Source organism: Pseudomonas sp. P1_A1, assembly GCF_056406935.1.
In genome coordinates, this window is the sequence record NZ_JBFTZE010000009.1 from 63,514 (window position 1) to 83,823 (window position 20,310).

Consider the following 20,310-nt stretch of genomic DNA (forward strand, 5'->3'; position numbering starts at 1 on the left):
CTCAGCGAATTGGTACGACATTGCGGTCCCTGGTTTGATTGATGGCCGATGCCGACAGGCTGCCGGTGGCCGCCTTCTGGATATGTTCACTCCACCACGCCATCATCGGACGCCGGCGTTCGATGTAGTCCGTCCTGTTGTAGGCGCTACGAACTTCGTCCTTGTCGACGTGCGCCAGCGCGACCTCGATCAGTTCCGGATCCCAACCATGCTCATTCAGGATTGTGCTCGCCATCGAGCGCAAGCCGTGGCTGACTAGACGGTCCTGAAAGCCCATGCGCTTCAACGCCATGTTGGCGGTCTGGCTATTGGCATGGGTGCGGGGATTTCTATCTGAGGGGAACACGTACTCTCTGTTACCACTGAGTTGCTTGAGCGTCTCCAGTAACGAAAGTGCCTGATCGGTAAGGGGGATTGTGTGCGGGCGACGCTTTTTCATGCGCTCTGGCGGAATGGTCCAAATGCGCTTGTCGAAGTCGATATCTGCCCATCGTGTGGTGGCTGCTTCGGCAGGGCGGGTCATCGTGTGCAACTGCCATTCGATCAGGCAGCGGGTCGTGCGTTTGATGCTGGCATTCGCGATTTCCATCATGAGCTCGGGAAGCTCCTCAGGTGGTAGCGCAGCCATGTTCTCTTTCTTGGGTTTCTTGAACACCGCCCGAATTCCATTGAGCGGGTTCGCAAATATCAGCCCGGAGTTGACCCCATAGGTCATGATCTCGTTGAGTCGTTGACTCAATCGTTTCACGGTTTCGAGGCTCCCTTTGGCCTCGATCGGGCGAAGGATCTTGATAACCATCGGAGCAGTGATTTGAGAGAGCGGCGTGGTTTTCATGCTTGGGAAAACATGGAGTGTCAGCGATCTCCAAATGTCTTCGGCGTAGGCTTTGGTTACGGAGTCTTTTTTCAGCTCGAACCAGGCGGTGGCCACCTTCTCGAAAGTGTGTTCAGTCTCAGCAAGTTTGGCTTGCCTTACCTCATCACGCTGGGTTTTGGGATCAGTGCCTAAAGCGAGCAGCTCACGCGCCTCTGCGGCTTTCTTTCGGGCGTTGGCTAGCGAAAGGTCGGGGTATGGACCAAGCGCCATGTTGATACGGCTTCTGGTCAGGGGCTCGCGGTAATTGAAATTCCACATCATTGAGCCGCTCGCGCGGACTCGAAGCTGTAAGCCATCGCCGTCGCTGAGGACGAAATCTTTACCAGTTGCCTTGACTGCCTTGAGCTGGCGATCGGAGAGGCGGGTTGCGTTAGTAGGCATGGGGCTACCTCCAGCACCGTTTTGGTATCCTGAAAATAGCATTTGGCAGTCCGGGATACCACCTGGGATACCAAAGCGGCTGGAACTCAGAAACTCTCCAAAGCTCCCATAAGCGCTGAAACCCCTGTATTTACTGGATTTCAGGCACAAAAAAAGACGTCCGTGGACGTCTTTAGATGATGAAGTGGTGGAGCCGGGGGGAATTGAACCCCCGTCCGCCAGTACTCCGCTGTCGGTACTACATGCGTAGCCGTGTCTATTAAGTTAACCCTCAGCGACCCGACGGGCAGGGTGCTTTGGGCGAGTTGTGTAAGTTTTAGCCGCTTCGTCCACAACGTACTGCACGGCGATTCTGTTCTATATGACAATCACTTTGGGTTTACAGACATCCCCTGATGATTGCTGGACCCGAAGGTACCAGAAGCTCAGGATCTAAGGCTGCTTACGCAGCGAGAGAGAATTCCTGGCCGTAGGTTTCGTCATTGGCAACTATAAGTAGTTGCAACAGTGGATTTACGACTTCTGTTACCAAGTCGGCATGCACCTAAAGTTTCGCAACCGGCGTCGAATCCAAAGCGGCCCCGAACCTGCTGTGTGTAACCAGCAGGTAAGCGAAGTGTACGCCAATACGCGCGGCGAGTCGACCTTCTGTCCTTACCTGCATGTTATCTGGCCTGGCCCTAATGGCTATTCATGTGGCTTTGAATGTCCTGAAGCGCTTGCTGCGCCAGGGAAACACACTCTCTGTCGTTGTTGGAGGCGTGGGCGGCCTTGGCTTGTTCGGCTTTGGTGACGACGACACCTTTGGTGGCGGCGTCCAGCGTGGCTGCGCTGGACAGCTTGCTGTTGACCTCTTGGAGCTTCATTACGCATTGATCGCTATCGTTTGAGGCGTATGCGGAGGAGGCCAGCATTGTTGCAGCGATGAGCAGTCCAGCCAGGGCGGAACGCTTCATGGGTATCTCCTGGAACGGGGGTGGGGATGGGCCACGCTGATTGGGGCTTAACAAATGGACTGTGAAGGCGTGCAAGGGTTCTGTTTTTGCTGGCGATGGGGTGAAAGATTTTTCCGGGAGGCGGGTGCGAAAAAGGGACAAGAAGCGCCTGATGCCGGTCAGTTAAGACCGCATGCAATCTGTTGCAGCTGCCGAGCTCGCGAGGGCTGCGTCAGGCTGCGAAGCAGTCGTGAGTCTGCCTGATGCTCCGCAAGCTTAGGGTTTACATGGCTCACAAGGCCAACCCGAAGGTTGGCCTTGTGCTGGATTACTTCCCGCCTTTGTTAGCGTTCTTGAGTTGCTGGATAGTTTGTTCAGTCTCGGCTATGCAATCATCAGTCCCTTCCTTGGTGCCTTTTGCCTGATCGGCTTTGGCTTTCGTGACGCTTTCCATTACCTGATCAGTCATCTCTGGAGGAGTCTGTGCCTTGGCATTTTCGATGGTTTTCAAGTTGACCGCACAGAGGTCTTCGACCGCAAACGAGGGGGAGGCCAGCATTGAGGCAGTAACGAACAGACCTAACAGTACAGAGCGTTTCATGAGTATCTCCTTGAACTGAGGGTCCAGGCATCGCTGGCCATCAGGACGGGCTGCCAATTTGAGGGGAAGTCCCGCGCTGCGGGACTTGATCGGTGGACTGTGGCAGTACGTCAGGGTTCTATTTTTCTTCAGGTTGCCCTGGCCTGAGTGACCCGATCCACCAGATAGACCAGCCCGTGGTAGTCGATTCCACCGTGTTGCGTCAGACCGATCTCACAAGTGCGGCTGGTGGAAATCCCTTCGCTGCATTGCTGTACTGCGTCCTTGAGCGTGCGTAACGAATGCGCGTTCAGTTCCGGCGTGGTAAAGCCCTTGTCGCCAGCGAAACCGCAGCAGTGAATGCCTTCCGGAATGACCACGTTTTTACTGCATTTGCGCGCCAGATCGATCAACGCCTGGCTCTCGCCAAGATGCTGGGTACTGCACGTCACGTGCACTGCGATCGGTGCTTCCTGAGGGGTAAAGTCGAGACGATCCATCAAGTGAGTGCGGATGAATCGCACCGGGTCATACAGGTCCAGTCGCACGTCGCTCAGGTCTTGAACCAATCGCAAGGTGCAGGGGCTGGTATCGCAGTAGATTGGGTCGAGCCCGCCGCGGCTGGCGTGCAGCAGTGCGCCGATCAGTTCCTGGCGTTTGTGTTCGGCCTGTTCGGCGTAGCCCTTGGAGGCGAATGGCTGACCGCAGCAGAGGTTGTCCTGATTGTCTGGAAAGATGACCTGATAACCGGCTTTTTCCAGCAGGCCACGGGTTTTGTCGTACAGCGACATTTGCTCTTTATCACCCGCCGCCGGGCCCATGACCCGCGACACGCAGGCCGCGAGATACACCACCCGAGGACGTTCGTCCGACACGTTTGGGCTGAAGCGAATGGCCTTTTCCGGCTGTGGCATGGCGTTGGTCCATTGCGGAACCTGGCCTTTGGATAAACGCGTCAACCTTGCCGATAGCTTCGCCAAACGTGGCGCCCCCAGCAGCATCCGCGCACCGTTGGCCACGTGTAGGGTGAAGCGCGCGCCTTGCAACGCAGTGGCGAAATTGCCTTCAATCCAGTTGGCGGTTTTCGTATGGGTCGCGTTACGGCCACGGAGCTTTTTCACCAGCTCGCCGGTGTTGATGCCTACAGGGCAACGTTGTGCACACAGGCCCGTGGCGGCGCATGTATCGATGCCCTGGTATTCGTAGGCTTGCTCCAGTTCGGCGGTGTCTATGCCGGCGTGTTTCTTCGCCTGGATGTCGCGCCAGATCACGATGCGCTGGCGTGGGCTCAAGGTCAGGCCTTTCGACGGACACACCGGTTCGCAGAAACCGCACTCGATGCACTTATCCACAATCTCGTCGGCGGCCGGCAACGGCTTCAAGTGTTTGAGGTGAATCTGCGGATCGTCGCTGAGCACCACGTCCGGGTTGAGAATGCCGTTGGGGTCGAGCAGGCGTTTGAGCTGCCACATCAACTGGTAGGCGTCGCTGCCCCATTCCAGTTCGACGAAGGGCGCCATGTTGCGACCGGTGCCGTGTTCGGCCTTCAGCGAACCGCCGAATTCCACGGCCACCAACTGCGCCACGTCGTCCATGAATGCCTGGTAGCGTGCGACTTCTTCCGCGCTGTTGAAGCCTTGGGTGAAGACGAAGTGCAGATTGCCTTCCAGAGCGTGTCCGAAAAGGATCGCTTCGTCGTAGTGATGTTTGTCGAACAGCTCGATCAGGCGATTCACGCCGATGGCCAGTTGTTCCACCGGGAAGGTCACGTCTTCGATGATCACCRTGGTGCCGGTTTTGCGCACCGCGCCGACGGCGGGGAAGGTGTCCTTGCGGATCGCCCAGAGCCGGGCGTTTTCCACAGGGTCTTCGGTGAAGTCGACTTGTTTTTCCACTGGGAAGTCGGTCAGCGACGCCATGATCTGCGCCAGTTGTTCCTGCAGCAAAGTGGAAGAGGCAGCGCGGGATTCGATCAGCAGGGCGCAGGCGTTTGCCGACAGTTGTTGTACAAAAGCCGGCATGCCGGGCTTGTCCTGCACCGAGCGCAGGCTGCGACGGTCCAGCAGTTCCACGGCCGACACCGGTTGGCTTTTCAGCACGGTCACCGCGTTACAGCAGGTTTCCACATCCGGGAACACGATCAGCGCCGACGCCTTGTTCGGATGATCAATCACTGTGTCGTAGGTCACCGCGCTGATGAACCCGAGCGTGCCTTCGGAACCCACCAGCAAGTGGCTCAAGATATCCACAGGCTCGTCGAAATCCACCAGGGCATTGAGTGACAGCCCGGTGGTATTCTTCAGACGGTATTTGTGGCGAATTTTCGCAGCCAGTTCGGCATTGGCGCGGGTCTCGCGGCCCAGTGTCGCCAGGCGCTCCAGCAATTCGGCGTGACTCTTTCGGAACGCCGCAACACTGCTGGCGTCTTCGGTATCGAGTCGGCTGCCATCGGCCAGCACCAGACGAATGCCGGCCAGGGTGTGATAGGTATTTTGCGCTGTGCCGCAGCACATGCCGCTGGCATTGTTGGCGACGATGCCGCCGATTTTGCAGGCATTGATCGACGCCGGATCCGGACCGATCTTGCGTCCGAACGGTGCCAGCCAAGCATTGGCCTGGGCGCCGATCACGCCCGGTTGCAGACGGATTTGCGTACCCTGGGCACGGATCTCGCGACCGTTCCAGTTATCCCCCAGCACGATCAGCACCGAGTCACTGATGGCCTGGCCAGACAGGCTGGTGCCGGCGGCGCGGAAGGTCACCGGGACGTTGTCCCGCTGCGCCAGTTTGAGCAGCGCCACCACTTCGTCTTCGGACTCGACGCGGATCACCAGTTTTGGAATCAGCCGGTAGAAACTGGCGTCGGTACCGAAGGCCAGGGTCGACAGCGGGTCGTCGAAACGTCGTGCTTCAGGAATCAGTTGCTGCGCATCTCGCAGAAAAGCCGCCGGTAGACTCATTGGTCCTCCAGGATCAGCACCACCAGGTCTTTCGGACCGTGGGCGCCGTAGGCCAGCACTTGCTCGATGTCGGCAGTCTTCGATGGGCCGGACACCAGCAAGGCGTTGGTCGGCATGCCTTGGGCCCATTCGAATTCCTGTTGCACCTGATAGAAGTTGTCGCGGATTTCACTGGCCTTGAGCAGGGCGAAATGCACCGGCGGCACCAGGCTCATCAAGCGCGGTTCTTCCCGCGTCGGCCAGAGAATCAGGCTACCGGTCGCGGCGATCGCACCGAGGGTGGTGGTCAGGCTGGCCGGGGTGTCGTTGAACAACTCGGCTTTCCATTCCTCGACCGGGCGGTTGTAGGCTTTGAGCGCAGGCAGGCCAGGACTTTTCGCCCAGTGCTCAGTGATGCGTTGCCCGTGAGGCGTGGTCGGCGCAATCAGCAGGCTCGGCAGCTGGCGATCCCGCAGCAGTTGCGCGAGTAATTCGGGCCAGCCTTCTCTGGATGTCAGATGGATTTCGGTGTGCACCGCTTCCATCAGTTTGCGCAGTTGCGAGATGCGTTGTTCCGGCGTGTAGGTGTAGGGCTCGGTCACCAGTTCGACATCGAAGTTGTCAACCACCGGCGTGGTGCCCGTCAGACTGTTGCGCAACTTGGCGAGGATATTTTGTTTGGCGCTCATCAACGGTCCCCTTGTTTGGCCAGATGCTCGCGGGCCATGTCATGCAGTGAGCGGGCCGCGGGTTTCGGTGCGCTGTGGTTCTGGGTCCATGGGCCGACGTTGCTCGGTGTCAGCGCTCGCAGGCGAGTGGCGAAGAAGCTGAACAGGCGATAAAGCGTTGGCGAACTGTTGAGTCTGGCCCAGGCGTTCCAGATAAATCGTTCTTTGCGCGAATACTTGCTGCCCTGACCGCGCATCACTTGATGCGGGCTGTCCGGCGCTTTGACGTTCTCTTCCCGCAGGCGACGCAGCAATGCAGGGATCGGAATTTTTACCGGGCAGACTTCACCGCAAGCGCCGCACAATGACGACGCACTCGGGTGGTCGGGGACTTTCGCCAGGCCGACCATGTGCGGGGTGATGATTTTTCCGATAGGCCCAGGGTAAACCTCGCCGTAGGCATGACCGCCGATTCGGGTGTAGACCGGGCAATGATTCATACAGGCGCCGCAGCGGATGCAGTTCAGGGTCTGGCGTAATTCGCTGTCGGCAAATGCCTGGCTGCGACCGTTGTCCAGCAGTACCAGGTGCACTTCCTGTGGGCCGTCGAGTTCATGTTCCTTGCGCGGGCCGGAGATCATGTTGACGTAGGTGGTGATCGGGATGCCCAGGGCCGAGCGGGTCAGCAGCGACAAGAGCGGGACCACGTCGCGCAGGTTTTCCACGACTTTTTCGATGCCGGTGACGGCGATGTGCACCGGCGGCACCGTGGTGGTCATCCGCCCGTTGCCTTCGTTTTCCACCAGCAGCAAGGTGCCGGTTTCGGCCACGGCGAAGTTGACGCCGGAGACGCCAATGTCGGCTTCGAAGAATTTCTGCCGCAAGACTTTGCGACCGATCTGAATGAGTTGGTCAACGTCCTTGGTGTACTCCACGCCAAGTTTGTCGTGGAACAAGGACGCGACCTGACCGGCATTCTTGTGGATCGCCGGCATAATGATGTGTGAAGGCTTCTCGTGGTCGAGCTGGACGATGTATTCCCCCATGTCCGATTCCAGGCATTCAATGCCTTGAGCTTCGAGGACATGGTTCATCTCCATCTCTTCGCTGACCATCGATTTGCCCTTGATCACTTGCCGCCCCTCGTGAGCGCGGATGATCGATAAGACGATGCCATTGGCTTCGTCCACCGTTTCCGCCCAGTGCACTGTCACACCGTTGCGGGTCAGGTTCTGTTCAAGCTGCTCGAGCAGGTCGGGCAACTTGGATAACGCACGGGCGCGGACGGCATTGCCCAGCGCTCGCAAATGTTCTCTTTCGTGGGCATCGCTGAAAGACGCTGCCCGTTTGCTCATCAGTGAATCCATCGCGCTGCGAAAGTTGTTTCGCAGTTGTGTGTCAGCCAAAGCCTTGTGAGCCCGGCTGCGAAAATCTTCTTCTACGGCAACCGTAGGAATAATCGTGGAGCTGCTCATCGGGCACCTCCGGTTCGCTGCCAAAGGAAGCTGGCCAGATGCTGACCGCGCAACGCTTCCTGCTGTTTCTCCAACGAGCCATTGATGTTCATCAGGCAGCCGCAGTCGGCACTGAGTACCTTGTGCGCGCCAGATTCCTTCAACGCACGGGTCTTGTCAGCCACCATCGCACCGGAAATATCCGGCATACGGACGCTGAAAGTCCCACCAAAGCCACAGCATTCACTTTCGTGGCTGTGGTCGACTCGCTCCACGTTGCTCAGCTGCGCCAACAACTCACGGCCATGCAGGTGGGTGTTCATTTCACGGCGTGCCGAGCACGACGTGTGCAACGCCACTTTCACCGGTTCGCCGCTGTCCTTGAGCTGCACCTTGCAGACAAACAGCAGGAACTCGGCGAGTTCGTAAGTCCGTGCCGCGAGGGCCTGAACCTGTTTCAGCGTTTGCGGCTCGTCCTTGAACAGGTCGGCATAGTGTTCGCGCAACATGCCCGCGCAAGAACCCGACGGCACCACCACCGGATAATCCCCGGTAAACAACGCCAGTTGCGAGCGCGCCACGGTCCGGGCCTGTTCGGTGTAACCCGAGGTGTAGGCCGGTTGCCCGCAGCAGCTCTGCCCTTGAGGGTATTCGACACGAATGCCCTCGCGTTCCAGCAGGTGGATCGCGTCCATCCCGGCTTCGGGGTAGAACAGATCCACCACGCAGGTCCCGAACAGGTACACCCGTGACGGTTTTTCGCTGGGGTATTGCCGAGGTTCGGGCAGTGGCGGGGCGACGCGGGTCGCGTTCGGCACAGCGTTGTAAAAAAGCTCGCTCATCAGGCGTGTCTCCGGGTGGTCCCGGTTATCCGTCCGCTGAGGCTGCTGAATATAGAGAGAGAAGCTTTCAGCAGCCTTGCAGACCCGGTTGTGAATAGCTGACGCCGGGGGCGTAACCCAGCGTCGGTTTTTTCCGTGTGGCGTGTAGTGCTTAGTGCACCAGCATGCCGGTGAACCAGTAAGCCTGGGCCAAGGTGATCAGGCCGACGATCGTTGCAAAGAATAGGCTGTGCTTGAGGGTGAAGCGGAACAGATCCGATTCTTTGCCCACCAGCCCGGTCGCGGCGCAGGCCACGGCGATCGATTGCGGCGAGATCATTTTGCCGGTCACCCCGCCGCTGGTGTTCGCCGCCACCAACAGGGTGTCGTTGACGCCGATCTGGTGCGCGGTGGTGGCTTGCAGTGAACTGAACAGCGCGTTGGACGAGGTATCGGAGCCGGTCAGGAACACGCCGAGCCAACCGAGGAATGGCGAGAAAAACGGGAACGCCGCACCGGTGGCAGCCAACACCAGAGCCATGGTCGACGACATGCCCGAGTAGTTGGTGACGAAGGCGAAGGCCAGCACCATGCCGATGGACAAAATCGGCCAGCGCAGTTCGTAGAACGTCTCTTTCAAAGTGGTAAGACCAGTTTTAATGTCGACCTTCAGCACCAGCATCGAGATCAGCGCGGAGAAGAAAATCGCCGTGCCGGTCGCGGAAACCGGATCGAGTTTGAATACCGCCGGAATCGCTGTCGGGGTGGTAACGATCGGCGCGACCTTGATCACCATTTGATCCAGGTGCGGGATCGCGAAGTTGAACACCCAGCCATACATCGAGCCGCCGGCGGCAAACATCGCCTTGAACGGTTTCAGCGTCCAGATGGTGACCAGTACAGTGAGGATCAGGAACGGCGACCAGGCTTTGAAAATCTCCCCAAGGCTGTAAGGCGAAGCCACGGTGGTGCGCGGTTGGCCGAAACCACCGGTGCTGGCGACCACGGAAGCCGAGACGGCGCCGACGATGTGTGCGCCCGCAGCGCGTTTTGGCTGCCAGATTTTCAGGAACAGCGTCAGGGAAATCAGGCTGACCAGCGCCGAGGTGATGTCCGGCAGTTCCGGGCCAATGAAGTTCGAGGTGAAGTATTGGGTGATGGCAAAACTCAAACCGGCCACCAGCGCAGCTGGCCAGGTTTCCCGAACGCCGCGCAGGCCGTCCATCATGAACACCAGCCAGAACGGCACGAACAGCGACAGCAATGGCAGCTGGCGACCGGTCATGGCGCCAATCTTGAAGGCGTCGATGCCGGTGACTTGCCCTGCGACGATGATCGGAATCCCTAATGCGCCAAAAGCCACCGGCGCGGTATTGGCGATCAGGCACAGACCGGCGGCGTACAGCGGGTTGAAGCCCAGTCCAACCAGTAGTGCGGCGGTAATCGCTACTGGTGCGCCGAAACCGGCGGCACCTTCCAGGAACGCGCCGAAGCAGAAGCCGATCAGCAGCACTTGCAGGCGCTGGTCGTCGGTAATCGACAGCACCGAGCTGCGGATCACTTCGAACTGGCCACTCTTGACCGTCAGTTTGTAGAGGAACACCGCTGCCACGATGATCCACGCAATCGGCCACAGCCCGTAGGCAAAGCCATATCCAGCGGCGGCGAAAGCCATATCGACCGGCATCTGGAAAGCGAAGATTGCCACGGCAATCGACAACGCCAGGGTGATGCTGCCGGCCACATGGCCTTTGAGGCGGAACACGGCCAAAGCCAGGAAGAAAAATACGATGGGAATGACGGCCGCGAGTGCGGACACGCCGAGACTGCCGAGCGGGCTGTAGAGCTGTTGCCAGGTTTGCATATGGGGTGGCCCCTAATTGTTGTTGGTCAGGCACTGGTCAGCGTTCTTGGATAATTGGTAATACCAATTTACAATCGCTGTTGGCTAGGGTAAAAGCCTTGGAGGCGGTGTGTCAATTTGCCGCCCTAAAACTTTTGTCGAATGAGCGGTGCAGAACGCATCTGATCTGTTCGATCAAGCGTCGTCTGGTAGGTGCTGGCGCAGCGCCGATAGGCCAGAATAGAGAGCCCGGCGAGCCGCCGGGATCGTGGAGAAATGAGTGATGGGGTTTGATCAGATTCGGCAACGCCGTTTGTCTGACGATATTGTCGAGCAACTCGAGGGGATGATTCTCGAGGGCACCTTGAAGGCTGGCGAACGCCTGCCGGCAGAGCGTGCGTTGGCCGAGCAGTTCGGCGTGTCACGCCCTTCGTTGCGTGAGGCGATTCAGAAACTGGTGGCCAAAGGGCTGCTGGTCAGTCGTCAGGGGGGCGGCAACTATGTGGTGGAATCTCTGGGCTCGACGTTCAGCGATCCACTGCTGCACCTGCTGGAAAGCAACCCCGAGGCCCAGCGCGATTTGCTGGAGTTTCGCCATACCCTGGAAGCATCCTGCGCTTACTACGCGGCACTGCGCGCCACCGATGTGGATCGTGAGCGGTTGACGGCGGCGTTCGACGAGTTGCAGGACTGCTATTCGCGCCACGATGAAGTGAGTCGGGCGGAAGAGGGCGCGGCGGATGCGAATTTTCACTTGGCGATCGCCGAAGCCAGTCATAACGCAGTGTTGCTGCACACCATTCGTGGGCTGTTCGACCTGCTCAAGCGCAACGTGGTGACCAACATTGGCGGCATGTACAAACAGCGCGTCGAAACCCGTGACATGCTGATTGCGCAGCACCGGGAGTTGTACCTGGCGATTATTGAGGGGCGGGCGGAAGAGGCGCGAGAAGTGTCCAGTCGGCACATTTTGTATGTGCAGGAAGTGCTGGAAGAGGTGCGTCAGGAAGTGCAGCGCATGGCTCGGGCGGAGCGACGCAAGGGGATGTAACTTCCCAAAGCAAAAGATCGCAGCCTGCGGCAGCTCCTACACAGGGATTCGCGTTTCCCTGTAGGAGCTGCCGAAGGCTGCGATCTTTTTACAAGCACCACAAAACTCAAGCAGGAAAATTATTCTTCCTTGCCCTTGTTCCGCACCGCACGCTGCAATTCACGGCCGGCGTCGCGTTCGCGTTCGGTATCACGCTTGTCGTATTCCTTCTTGCCCTTGCCCAGAGCAATCTCGCACTTGACCATGTGCTTGCTCCAGTACCAGGACAGGCATACGCAGGCGTAACCTTTTTGCTGAACGGCAGCGGCCAGCTTCTCCAGCTCGCGCCGATTGAGCAGCAATTTTCGGGTGCGGGTCGGATCAGCGATAACGTGGGTGCTGGCCGTCGTCAGAGGCGTGATGTGGCTGCCGAGCAGCCAGGCTTCGCCATCTTTGAGCAGTACGTAACTGTCAACCAGTTGCAGCTTGCTTGCCCGCAGACTTTTTACTTCCCAGCCGGCCAGGACCAGACCAGCCTCGAACCGATGTTCGATGAAGTAATCGTGTCGCGCCTTTTTATTTTGCGCGATGGTCCCTGTTGGGTGTTTCTTCTGTTTAGCCATAGGGGCGGCATTATAGGGAGTTGCGCGCGAGTCGGCTACGGTGACGCTACGTGCTTGAGCAGGTTGATTGAATCCCGGACAATGCGGCCTCTTTTTTGAACGCTTGGGCGTGATAACGATGTCGACAGACAAGGTTTCTGTCCACGGCAGTTGGGCTAGCCGCTGGGTCTTCATACTCGCCGCGACCGGTTCGGCCGTGGGTTTGGGGAGTATCTGGAAATTCCCTTATATGGTTGGCGTCTATGGCGGCGGGGCCTTCGTGCTGATGTTCCTGGCCTGTATCGCGCTGATCGGTATGCCCGTCATGCTGGCCGAAACCCTGATCGGCCGGCGCGCGCGGCAGAGTCCGGCCAACGCCTTGAAGGTTCTGGCGCTGGAAGCGGGGCATTCGGCGAAGTGGTCCTGGGGCGCATTTGCCGGGATGATCACAGCGTTGCTGATTCTGTCTTTCTATAGTGTGGTTGGCGGTTGGTCGCTGGATTACATCATCGACATGGGCCGTGGCGACTTTCGGGGCGTGACGGCTGATCAGGTCGGCGCATACTTCGGTAATGTGATCGCCGATCCATGGCGCCTGACACTTTGGCACACGATTTTCATGCTGCTGTCGGCAGTGGTGATCGCCAAGGGTGTGGTCGCCGGGCTGGAGCGCAGCCTGCGGATCATGATGCCGTTGCTGTTCGTGATGGTGATTGTCCTGCTGGGTTACAGCATGACCACCGGCCACTTCATGGAGGGCGTGCATTTCATGTTCGACTTCCACCCGGACAAGGTGCTTGATGGCTTGCTGCCGGCCATGGGGCACGCGTTCTTCTCTCTGAGCGTGGGTGTTGGTTCGATCATGATCTACGGCGCCTACATGCCGAAGCACTCGTCGATTTCCGGAACAGTCGTCGGTGTGGCGTTGCTCGACACCTTCGTTTCGCTGTTGGCCGGTCTGGCATTGTTTCCGATTGTGTTCGCTGCCGGCCTGAACCCGAGCGAAGGCCCAGGCCTGATGTTCGTCAGCCTGCCATTCGCCTTCGGTAACGTAGCGTTCGGCCAGTTGATGGGCGTAGTGTTCTTCGTACTCGTGGCGATTGCGGCCTGGAGTTCGGCGATTTCCCTGCTCGAACCGATGGTGGCTTACCTGGTTGAGCGCACGAAAATCAGCCGCGCCTGGGTCACCTTCTGGCTGGCATTCACCTGCTGGTTCGTCGGCCTGGGTACCGTGTTTTCTTTCAATATCTGGAAGGAAGCCAAGTTTTTCGTGAACGAAGGCGGGGTGTTCCATCTCTACCAATGGGGGGCAGCCGGTGGCCTGGACTTCTTTGGTGTGATCGACTTCTTCACCTCGCGGATCATGTTGCCACTCGGTGGTTTGTGCTTCGTGGTGTTTGCGGGCTGGGTGATGGGGCGTGAAGCGGTGCGCGACGAGTTGTCGATCCGTAGCCCGGTATTGTTCGCCCTGTCCCTGTTTTTGATGCGCTATGTGGCGCCCATCGGCATTCTTGTAGTGTTTGCCGCCCAGCTGTGGAAGTAACGCTGACATGACGACACACATTCAACGTTCGGCCCTGCTGCCCTATTCGGCGCAAGCGCTTTACGACCTGGTCAACGACGTGGCCCGCTATCCGGAATTCCTGCCGTGGTGCTCATCGACCGAAATTCTGGAAAGCTCTCCTGAGTTCATGCGCGCCAGCGTCGGCGTGGCCAAGGGTGGGCTTAGTCAGCATTTCGTAACGCGTAATACCTTGGTGCCCGGGCGTTCGATCGAAATGAACCTCGAGGAAGGTCCGTTCAGCCAGTTGCACGGCGTCTGGGTGTTCAAACCGTTGGGCGAGAAGGCCTGCAAGATCAGTCTGGACCTGTCGTTCGACTACTCCGGGCCGCTGGTGCGTGCGACGTTGGGGCCTTTGTTTAATCAGGCGGCGAATACGTTGATGGACGCATTCTGCCAGCGCGCGAAGCAAATGCATGGTTGAGGCCGTGATCAAGGTCGAGGTGGTGTATGCCGCCGTTGATCGTCAGGTGCTGCTGAGCGTAACGGTGCCGGTGGGCGCGACGGTGCGGGATGCGTTGTTCAAATCGGGCCTGAATGGCGAATTCCCGGAACTGGATCTGGCCAGTTGTCCGGTCGGGATTTTTGGCAAAGTGATCGCTGATCCGGCCATTCGCCAGGTTCAGGCAGGCGATCGCATCGAGATTTACCGGCCGTTGCTCGCCGATCCAAAAGAAGTTCGGCGGTTGCGTGCAGCCAAAGCGGCCGAGGCCAAAGCCCGGAATCAGTGATTCGATTAAACGCCAGACAATAAAAACCCCGGACATGCCGGGGTTTTTATTGCGTCGCAAATTATTGCGGCGAGGTTTCCAGCGGTTCTGGAGTCGGGACCGGGACAGTTTCTACGTTGTCCACGTCCTTCTGGATCTGGTCCAGCAACGAGCCTGGCTTGACCGGTTTTTCTGGCTTCGGCTTCTCGGCGTTTCCTGCCGGCGCGGTCACGGTAGTGCCGCTGTCCTTGCCGAGAATGGCCTCGTCGCGGCTCACGCCCGGCATGAAATCGCCAGAGAGGCTGACAAGTTGGTCATTTGGGTTGAAGATAACGCTAATGCGTTCCTGTTGGCGTTCACCGCCACCGGGTTGCAGGCTATACAGGTAATCCCAGCGATCGGCATGGAACGTGTCGGTCAACAGAGGGTTGCCCATGATAAACCGTACTTGCCGACGGGTCATTCCCGGGCGCAACTGGTCTATCATGTCCTGCGTGACGACATTGCCCTGCTGGATGTCGATTTTGTAAACCCCGGGGAATGAACAACCGGCGAGTGCGAGCAGTCCCACAAAGGTGAAACTGGTTAGCAAGAGCTTGGTGTTTTGCATCGGTGGGCGACTTCCACTATCTTGGCTGGGACAACGTAAACGCCGATCATACCCGCATTAAGAGAAGCTGCGAAGCAGCATCGCGAGAAAGCTGACCATGGTTGAAAATAGCGAACTACGCAAAGCCGGCCTCAAAGTGACCCTTCCACGGGTCAAAATTCTGCAAATGCTCGATTCCGCCGAGCAACGCCACATGAGTGCCGAGGACGTCTACAAAGCACTGATGGAGGCTGGTGAGGACGTCGGTCTGGCCACGGTTTACCGTGTTCTGACCCAGTTCGAGGCAGCTGGCCTTGTGGTGCGGCACAACTTCGACGGAGGCCATGCGGTCTTCGAACTGGACGACGGCAAGCATCACGACCATATGGTCAACGTCGAGACCAGTGAAGTGATCGAATTCTTCGACGAAGAAATCGAGCGGCTGCAGAAAGCAATCGTCGACAAGTATGGCTTCGAGATGGTCGATCACAATCTTGTACTGTACGTGCGCAAGAAAAAGTAAGCATGTCGCGCGAACTTCAGGTTCGCGAAACGAACGAAGGCGACCTCAGGGTCGCCTTCGTGCTTTCTGCCCTTCTTAGATTTTCGCGGTAACAACCATTTTCTTCGCGTGAGCCAGGGACTCCTTGGTGAGGTCGATGCCGCCGAGCATCCGTGCCACTTCTTCGACACGATCATTCTTGCTCAGCTTGGACACGGCCGTATGCGTGGCATCTTCACCGCGGACCTTGTGCACAAATAGATGTTGATGCCCCTGCGCCGCCACTTGCGGCAAGTGCGTCACGGTCAGAACCTGCCCGCGCTCCCCGAGGCGTCGCAGCAACTGGCCGACAATCTCGGCGGTCGGGCCGCCAATGCCTACGTCCACTTCGTCGAACACCAGCGTCGGTACACGGGAGGTCTGTGCGGTGATCACCTGAATCGCCAGGCTGATGCGCGATAGTTCGCCACCCGATGCCACTTTTGCCAGGGCTTTCAACGGTTGCCCTGGGTTGGCGCTCACCAGCAGTTCCACTTGTTCGAGCCCGTTGGGCAGCAGTTCGTCGCTGCTGTTGGGGCGCAGCTCGATGGTGAAGCGGCCACCGGGCATGCCCAGGCGCTGGATCTCCTGTTCCACGGCGCTGGCCAGGCTGCTCGACGCTTGATGGCGCAGGTCACTCAATTCCTGAGCCTTCTCCTGATAATGACGGGCGTAGGAGGCCAGCTCATCGCCCAGTCGTTCGATGGATTCATCGTTGGCATTCAGGGTTTCGATTTCGTCGAGTAGCTTCTGTTGCATCTCGGCGACCTCGGTCGGCTGGATGCGGTGTTTGCGCGCCAGGGTGTAGATCGCATCGAGGCGTTCTTCCAGGTATTGAAGGCGTGCCGGGTCAGCGTCGAAATTGTCGAGAAAACGGTTCAATTCGCCCACGGCTTCTTCAACCTGAATCTGCGCGCTGGTCAGCAGGTTGCTGGCTTCACCCAGGGCGCCGATCGAATTGTTCACGCTCGATAGGCGATTGAGGCTGGCGGTCAGTGCGTTCAATACATTGCCGGAATCACTTTCGCTGCATTGTTCGACCACTTGCCGACAAATGCCCAGCAGGGTTTCCGCGTTGGTCAGGTTCTTGTGTTCCTGTTCCAGTTGCTCCAGCTCGCTTTCGCCGAGGCCGAGGTTTTCCAGTTCTTCGAGTTGATAGCTGAGCAACTGATGACGAGCGCGCTGTTCGTCGCCGGAGTTGGAGAGGCGTTCCAGCTCCTGACGGGTCTGGCGCCAGCGTTGGGCGGCCAGTTGCACCTGACGGGCAAGGTCCGTGGCGCCGGCGTACTCGTCGAGCAGGCGGCGATGGGTATCGGTTTTGAGCAGGGATTGGTGTTCGTGCTGGCTGTGGATATCGATCAGCAACTCGCCCAGGGCCTTCAGGTCGCCGAGAGGGCAGGGGGTGCCATTGATATAGCCGCGCGAACGCCCTTCAGCGGTGATCACTCGGCGCAGAATGCACGGGCCGTCGTTCTCGAGGTCGCGTTCGGCCAGCCAGGCGCTGGCTTCAGGGATGTCGATCAGGTCGAAGGTGGCCAGGATGTCGGCCTTGTCGGCCCCCGGGCGGACTACGCYGCTGTCGGCGCGATCACCCAGGGTCAGACCGAGGGCGTCGAGCATGATCGACTTGCCGGCGCCGGTTTCCCCTGTGATCACGCTCATCCCGCGATCGAGTTCGAGATCGAGATGTTCAACGATGGCGTAGTTATGTACGGACAGGTGCACCAGCATAAAGGCCGCTCCCAGGCTTTAGGTCTGGTTATTTATACAGTGTTTTGTTTCTGGCTGACAATGCCCCTGCTTAGGTCGATTTGCTTGATCGAAAGAAATATTTAGTGCGCTTGGGAATGAAAATGCAGCTGTTTTTTGTAGGGATAATCATCGAATAGCCCTTGAAGCTGAATTTTGCGACCCCATATACCGGGGCAGAAGCGTGAGTTGAGCTCGCGGAAGATATTGGAAGGAGAAATCTATGGCTGACGAACAGACAGTGGATACGCAAAATCTAGACGCCAACCAGGGCCCCGAGGCTTCGGGTGACGACCTGGCGGCTCGTGTACAAGTGCTCGAAGAGCAATTGGCTGGTGCGCAGGATCAGGCTTTGCGTGTAGCCGCCGATCTGCAGAACGTCCGCCGTCGTGCCGATCAGGACGTTGAAAAGGCTCACAAGTTCGCCCTGGAAAAATTCGCAGGCGACCTGCTGCCGATCATTGACAGCCTGGAGCGCGGCCTGGAGCTGTCCAGCCCTGACGACGAAAACATTCGTTCGATGCGCGAAGGGATCGAGCTGACCCTGAAAATGTTCCAGGACACCCTGAAACGCTATCACCTGGAAGCCATCGATCCTGAAGGCGAACCTTTCAATGCCTCGCATCATCAGGCGATGGCCATGCAGGAAAGCGCCGACGTCGAGCCAAACAGCGTGCTCAAGGTGTTTCAGAAGGGCTATCAGCTCCACGGTCGCCTGCTGCGCCCGGCCATGGTCGTGGTCAGCAAGGCACCTGCACCGGTTTCGCCTTCGATTGACGAGCAGGCTTGAAATTAGCCGCAAGGCCCCCATTTAGAAGTCAAGCGTTTAAGTGCTACCGCAGTCAGCCACCACTACTGCGGCATCCAAATCCAAAGTTTCGGGAGAGTGAACATGGGCAAAATTATCGGTATCGACCTGGGGACTACCAACTCCTGCGTCTCCGTGCTGGAAAACGGCAAGGCCAAAGTTATTGAAAACGCTGAAGGCGCGCGCACCACGCCGTCGATCATCGCTTATGCCAACGATGGCGAAATCCTGGTCGGCCAGTCGGCCAAGCGTCAGGCAGTGACCAATCCGCATAACACCCTGTACGCGGTGAAGCGTCTGATCGGTCGTCGTTTCGACGAAGAAGTCGTACAGAAAGACATCCAGATGGTCCCTTACAAGATCGTCAAGGCTGACAACAGCGACGCCTGGGTTGAAGTGAACGGCCAGAAAATGGCACCGCCACAAATCTCGGCTGAAATTCTGAAGAAAATGAAGAAGACCGCCGAAGACTACCTCGGCGAGCCTGTGACCGAAGCGGTAATCACCGTTCCGGCCTACTTCAACGACAGCCAGCGTCAAGCCACCAAAGACGCCGGCCGCATCGCGGGCCTGGACGTAAAACGTATCATCAACGAGCCGACCGCAGCCGCACTGGCCTACGGTATGGACAAGGCCAAGGGCGATCACACCGTGATCGTTTACGACCTGGGTGGCGGTACTTTCGACGTTTCCGTTATCGAAATCGCTGAAGTCGATGGCGAGCACCAGTTCGAAGTGTTGGCCACCAACGGTGACACCTTCCTGGGCGGTGAAGATTTTGACATTCGTCTGATCGACTACCTCGTCGACGAATTCAAGAAAGAAAGCGGCATGAACCTCAAGGGTGACCCGCTGGCCATGCAGCGCCTGAAAGAAGCCGCTGAGAAAGCCAAGATCGAACTGTCCTCGAGCCAGTCGACCGACGTGAACCTGCCGTACATCACTGCAGACGCTACCGGTCCTAAGCACTTGAACGTGAAAATCTCCCGCGCCAAGCTCGAAGCGCTGGTGGAAGACCTGGTTCAGCGCACCATCGAACCTTGCCGCATCGCGATGAAAGACGCCGGTATCGATGTCAGCAAGATCGACGACGTGATTCTGGTCGGCGGTCAGACCCGTATGCCAATGGTGCAGAAAGCTGTTTCCGACTTCTTCGGTAAAGAAGCTCGTAAAGACGTTAACCCGGACGAAGCTGTTGCCATGGGTGCTGCGATTCAGGGCGCTGTATTGGCCGGCGACGTGAAAGACGTTCTGCTGCTCGACGTCAGCCCGCTGACCCTGGGTATCGAAACCATGGGTGGCGTGATGACCGCGCTGATCGAGAAAAACACCACGATTCCTACCAAGAAATCGCAAGTGTTCTCGACTGCTGACGACAACCAGAGCGCCGTGACCATTCACGTGCTGCAAGGTGAGCGTAAGCAAGCCGCACAGAACAAGTCCCTGGGCAAGTTCGACCTGGCCGAGATTCCACCGGCTCCACGTGGCGTGCCACAAATCGAAGTGACCTTCGACATCGACGCCAACGGCATTCTGCACGTAGGCGCCAAAGACAAGGCTACCGGCAAGACTCAGTCGATCGTGATCAAGGCCAACTCCGGTCTGTCCGAGGAAGAAATTCAGCAGATGGTTCGCGATGCTGAAGTGAACGCTGAAGAAGACCGCAAGTTCGAAGAGCTGGCGAGCGCTCGTAACCAGGGCGACGCACTGGTTCACTCGACTCGCAAAATGGTCGCTGATGCTGGCGACAAGGTGAGCGCTGAAGAGAAGACTGCAATCGAAGCGGCAGTGGTTGCCCTGGAAGCCGCTGTTAAAGGCGACGACAAGGCTGCGATCGAAGCCAAGGTTGAAGAGCTGTCCAAGGTCTCCGCGCCAGTGGCTCAGAAAATGTATGCCGAGCAGGCTCAGCCGGCTGAAGGCGCTGCACCGCACGACGAAAAGGCTGAAAAAGCTGACGACGTTGTCGATGCTGAGTTCGAAGAAGTCAAAGACCACAAGTAAGTTGTTGGTCGCCCGGTTGACTGCCTTCAGGCGGTGACTGGTAGGATGTCGCCGCGCGGGAGCTTGCTCCCGCGTTGGCGTGTCTGGAGTTAGCGAATTTTTACAGCATGCGACAACCGTTCGGGTGCTGGTGGTATGGCCGGGAATGCTCCTGCTTTTCGAGCCGAAAGTACCGCATCGAATCAAAGACCAGGATCGTTGAATTGACGTGAGTTGGGTCC

Annotated in this window: 18 protein-coding genes and 1 other RNA gene; 7 read left to right on the forward strand and 12 right to left on the reverse strand. The window is 58.2% G+C overall.

What is annotated here, in order from left to right; translation table 11 throughout:
• Window position 1: 1 nt before the first annotated feature.
• The 9 genes from AC1D2Q_RS15260 to AC1D2Q_RS15300 form a co-directional block, all read right to left on the reverse strand.
• Window positions 2-1,258 (reverse strand): integrase domain-containing protein, encoded by a 1,257-nt coding sequence (locus tag AC1D2Q_RS15260; protein ID WP_014719966.1) that lies wholly within the window; start codon window positions 1,256-1,258, stop codon window positions 2-4.
• 185 nt (window positions 1,259-1,443) lie between these two features.
• Window positions 1,444-1,841: a transfer-messenger RNA gene (ssrA, locus tag AC1D2Q_RS15265) on the reverse strand.
• Window positions 1,842-1,938: 97 nt separating this feature from the next.
• Window positions 1,939-2,214 (reverse strand): hypothetical protein, encoded by a 276-nt coding sequence (locus AC1D2Q_RS15270; protein ID WP_019582464.1) that lies wholly within the window; start codon window positions 2,212-2,214, stop codon window positions 1,939-1,941.
• A 307-nt stretch (window positions 2,215-2,521) separates the two neighbouring features.
• Window positions 2,522-2,794 carry a hypothetical protein gene (locus tag AC1D2Q_RS15275; protein ID WP_111454478.1) on the reverse strand — a complete coding sequence of 91 codons (273 nt, stop codon included), beginning with the start codon at window positions 2,792-2,794 and terminating at the stop codon, window positions 2,522-2,524.
• A gap of 128 nt (window positions 2,795-2,922) precedes the next feature.
• Window positions 2,923-5,733, reverse strand: a complete 2,811-nt coding sequence (locus AC1D2Q_RS15280; protein ID WP_477813721.1) for an FAD-binding and (Fe-S)-binding domain-containing protein — start codon at window positions 5,731-5,733, stop codon at window positions 2,923-2,925.
• The gene (locus AC1D2Q_RS15285) at window positions 5,730-6,401 is read right to left on the reverse strand and encodes a LutC/YkgG family protein (protein ID WP_477813722.1); all 672 of its coding nucleotides are present in this window, start codon (window positions 6,399-6,401) and stop codon (window positions 5,730-5,732) included. The genes AC1D2Q_RS15280 and AC1D2Q_RS15285 overlap by 4 nt, the downstream gene beginning before the upstream one ends.
• Window positions 6,401-7,855 (reverse strand): LutB/LldF family L-lactate oxidation iron-sulfur protein, encoded by a 1,455-nt coding sequence (locus tag AC1D2Q_RS15290; protein WP_477813723.1) that lies wholly within the window; start codon window positions 7,853-7,855, stop codon window positions 6,401-6,403. Before AC1D2Q_RS15290 ends, AC1D2Q_RS15285 begins: the two co-directional genes overlap by 1 nt.
• The gene (locus tag AC1D2Q_RS15295; protein ID WP_477813724.1) at window positions 7,852-8,676 is read right to left on the reverse strand and encodes a (Fe-S)-binding protein; all 825 of its coding nucleotides are present in this window, start codon (window positions 8,674-8,676) and stop codon (window positions 7,852-7,854) included. The genes AC1D2Q_RS15290 and AC1D2Q_RS15295 overlap by 4 nt, the downstream gene beginning before the upstream one ends.
• Before the next feature lie 151 nt (window positions 8,677-8,827).
• Window positions 8,828-10,519 carry a lactate permease LctP family transporter gene (locus AC1D2Q_RS15300; RefSeq protein WP_428633456.1) on the reverse strand — a complete coding sequence of 564 codons (1,692 nt, stop codon included), beginning with the start codon at window positions 10,517-10,519 and terminating at the stop codon, window positions 8,828-8,830.
• A gap of 262 nt (window positions 10,520-10,781) precedes the next feature.
• Between AC1D2Q_RS15300 and AC1D2Q_RS15305 the strand changes: the two genes are divergently transcribed.
• Entirely contained in the window at window positions 10,782-11,549 is a 768-nt protein-coding gene (locus tag AC1D2Q_RS15305) for a GntR family transcriptional regulator (protein ID WP_428633458.1), read from the forward strand.
• A 119-nt stretch (window positions 11,550-11,668) separates the two neighbouring features.
• Here AC1D2Q_RS15305 and smpB read toward each other — a convergent pair whose 3' ends face one another.
• Entirely contained in the window at window positions 11,669-12,151 is a 483-nt protein-coding gene (smpB, locus tag AC1D2Q_RS15310) for an SsrA-binding protein SmpB (RefSeq protein ID WP_008029800.1), read from the reverse strand.
• A gap of 118 nt (window positions 12,152-12,269) precedes the next feature.
• Between smpB and AC1D2Q_RS15315 the strand changes: the two genes are divergently transcribed.
• Genes AC1D2Q_RS15315 through AC1D2Q_RS15325 form a run of 3 tightly spaced genes read left to right on the forward strand, consistent with a single transcriptional unit; the run spans window position 12,270 to window position 14,422 of the window.
• The gene (locus tag AC1D2Q_RS15315) at window positions 12,270-13,673 is read left to right on the forward strand and encodes a sodium-dependent transporter (RefSeq protein WP_477813725.1); all 1,404 of its coding nucleotides are present in this window, start codon (window positions 12,270-12,272) and stop codon (window positions 13,671-13,673) included.
• 7 nt (window positions 13,674-13,680) lie between these two features.
• The gene (locus tag AC1D2Q_RS15320; RefSeq protein WP_477813726.1) at window positions 13,681-14,115 is read left to right on the forward strand and encodes a type II toxin-antitoxin system RatA family toxin; all 435 of its coding nucleotides are present in this window, start codon (window positions 13,681-13,683) and stop codon (window positions 14,113-14,115) included.
• A complete protein-coding gene (locus AC1D2Q_RS15325) occupies window positions 14,108-14,422 on the forward strand; it encodes an RnfH family protein (protein ID WP_477813727.1) in 315 nt (104 codons plus the stop codon). The genes AC1D2Q_RS15320 and AC1D2Q_RS15325 overlap by 8 nt, the downstream gene beginning before the upstream one ends.
• 61 nt (window positions 14,423-14,483) lie before the next feature.
• Here AC1D2Q_RS15325 and AC1D2Q_RS15330 read toward each other — a convergent pair whose 3' ends face one another.
• Entirely contained in the window at window positions 14,484-15,011 is a 528-nt protein-coding gene (locus AC1D2Q_RS15330) for an outer membrane protein assembly factor BamE (RefSeq protein WP_018929473.1), read from the reverse strand.
• A gap of 97 nt (window positions 15,012-15,108) precedes the next feature.
• On the opposite strand from AC1D2Q_RS15330, the gene fur reads away from it, so the two are divergent.
• On the forward strand, window positions 15,109-15,513 hold the full coding sequence (fur, locus tag AC1D2Q_RS15335) for a ferric iron uptake transcriptional regulator (RefSeq protein WP_003197684.1): 405 nt from the start codon (window positions 15,109-15,111) through the stop codon (window positions 15,511-15,513).
• 75 nt (window positions 15,514-15,588) lie between these two features.
• Here the strand turns inward: fur and recN are convergent, their stop codons facing one another.
• Window positions 15,589-17,262, reverse strand: coding sequence for a DNA repair protein RecN (gene recN / locus AC1D2Q_RS15340; RefSeq protein WP_477813728.1), 1,674 nt, complete (start codon window positions 17,260-17,262; stop codon window positions 15,589-15,591).
• Between the two features lie 241 nt (window positions 17,263-17,503).
• Here recN and grpE point away from each other — a divergent pair, with 241 nt between their 5' ends.
• Window positions 17,504-18,070 (forward strand): nucleotide exchange factor GrpE, encoded by a 567-nt coding sequence (gene grpE, locus AC1D2Q_RS15345; RefSeq protein WP_477813729.1) that lies wholly within the window; start codon window positions 17,504-17,506, stop codon window positions 18,068-18,070.
• Between the two features lie 102 nt (window positions 18,071-18,172).
• Entirely contained in the window at window positions 18,173-20,089 is a 1,917-nt protein-coding gene (gene dnaK, locus AC1D2Q_RS15350; RefSeq protein WP_477813730.1) for a molecular chaperone DnaK, read from the forward strand.
• The last annotated feature ends 221 nt before the right edge of the window (window positions 20,090-20,310 follow it).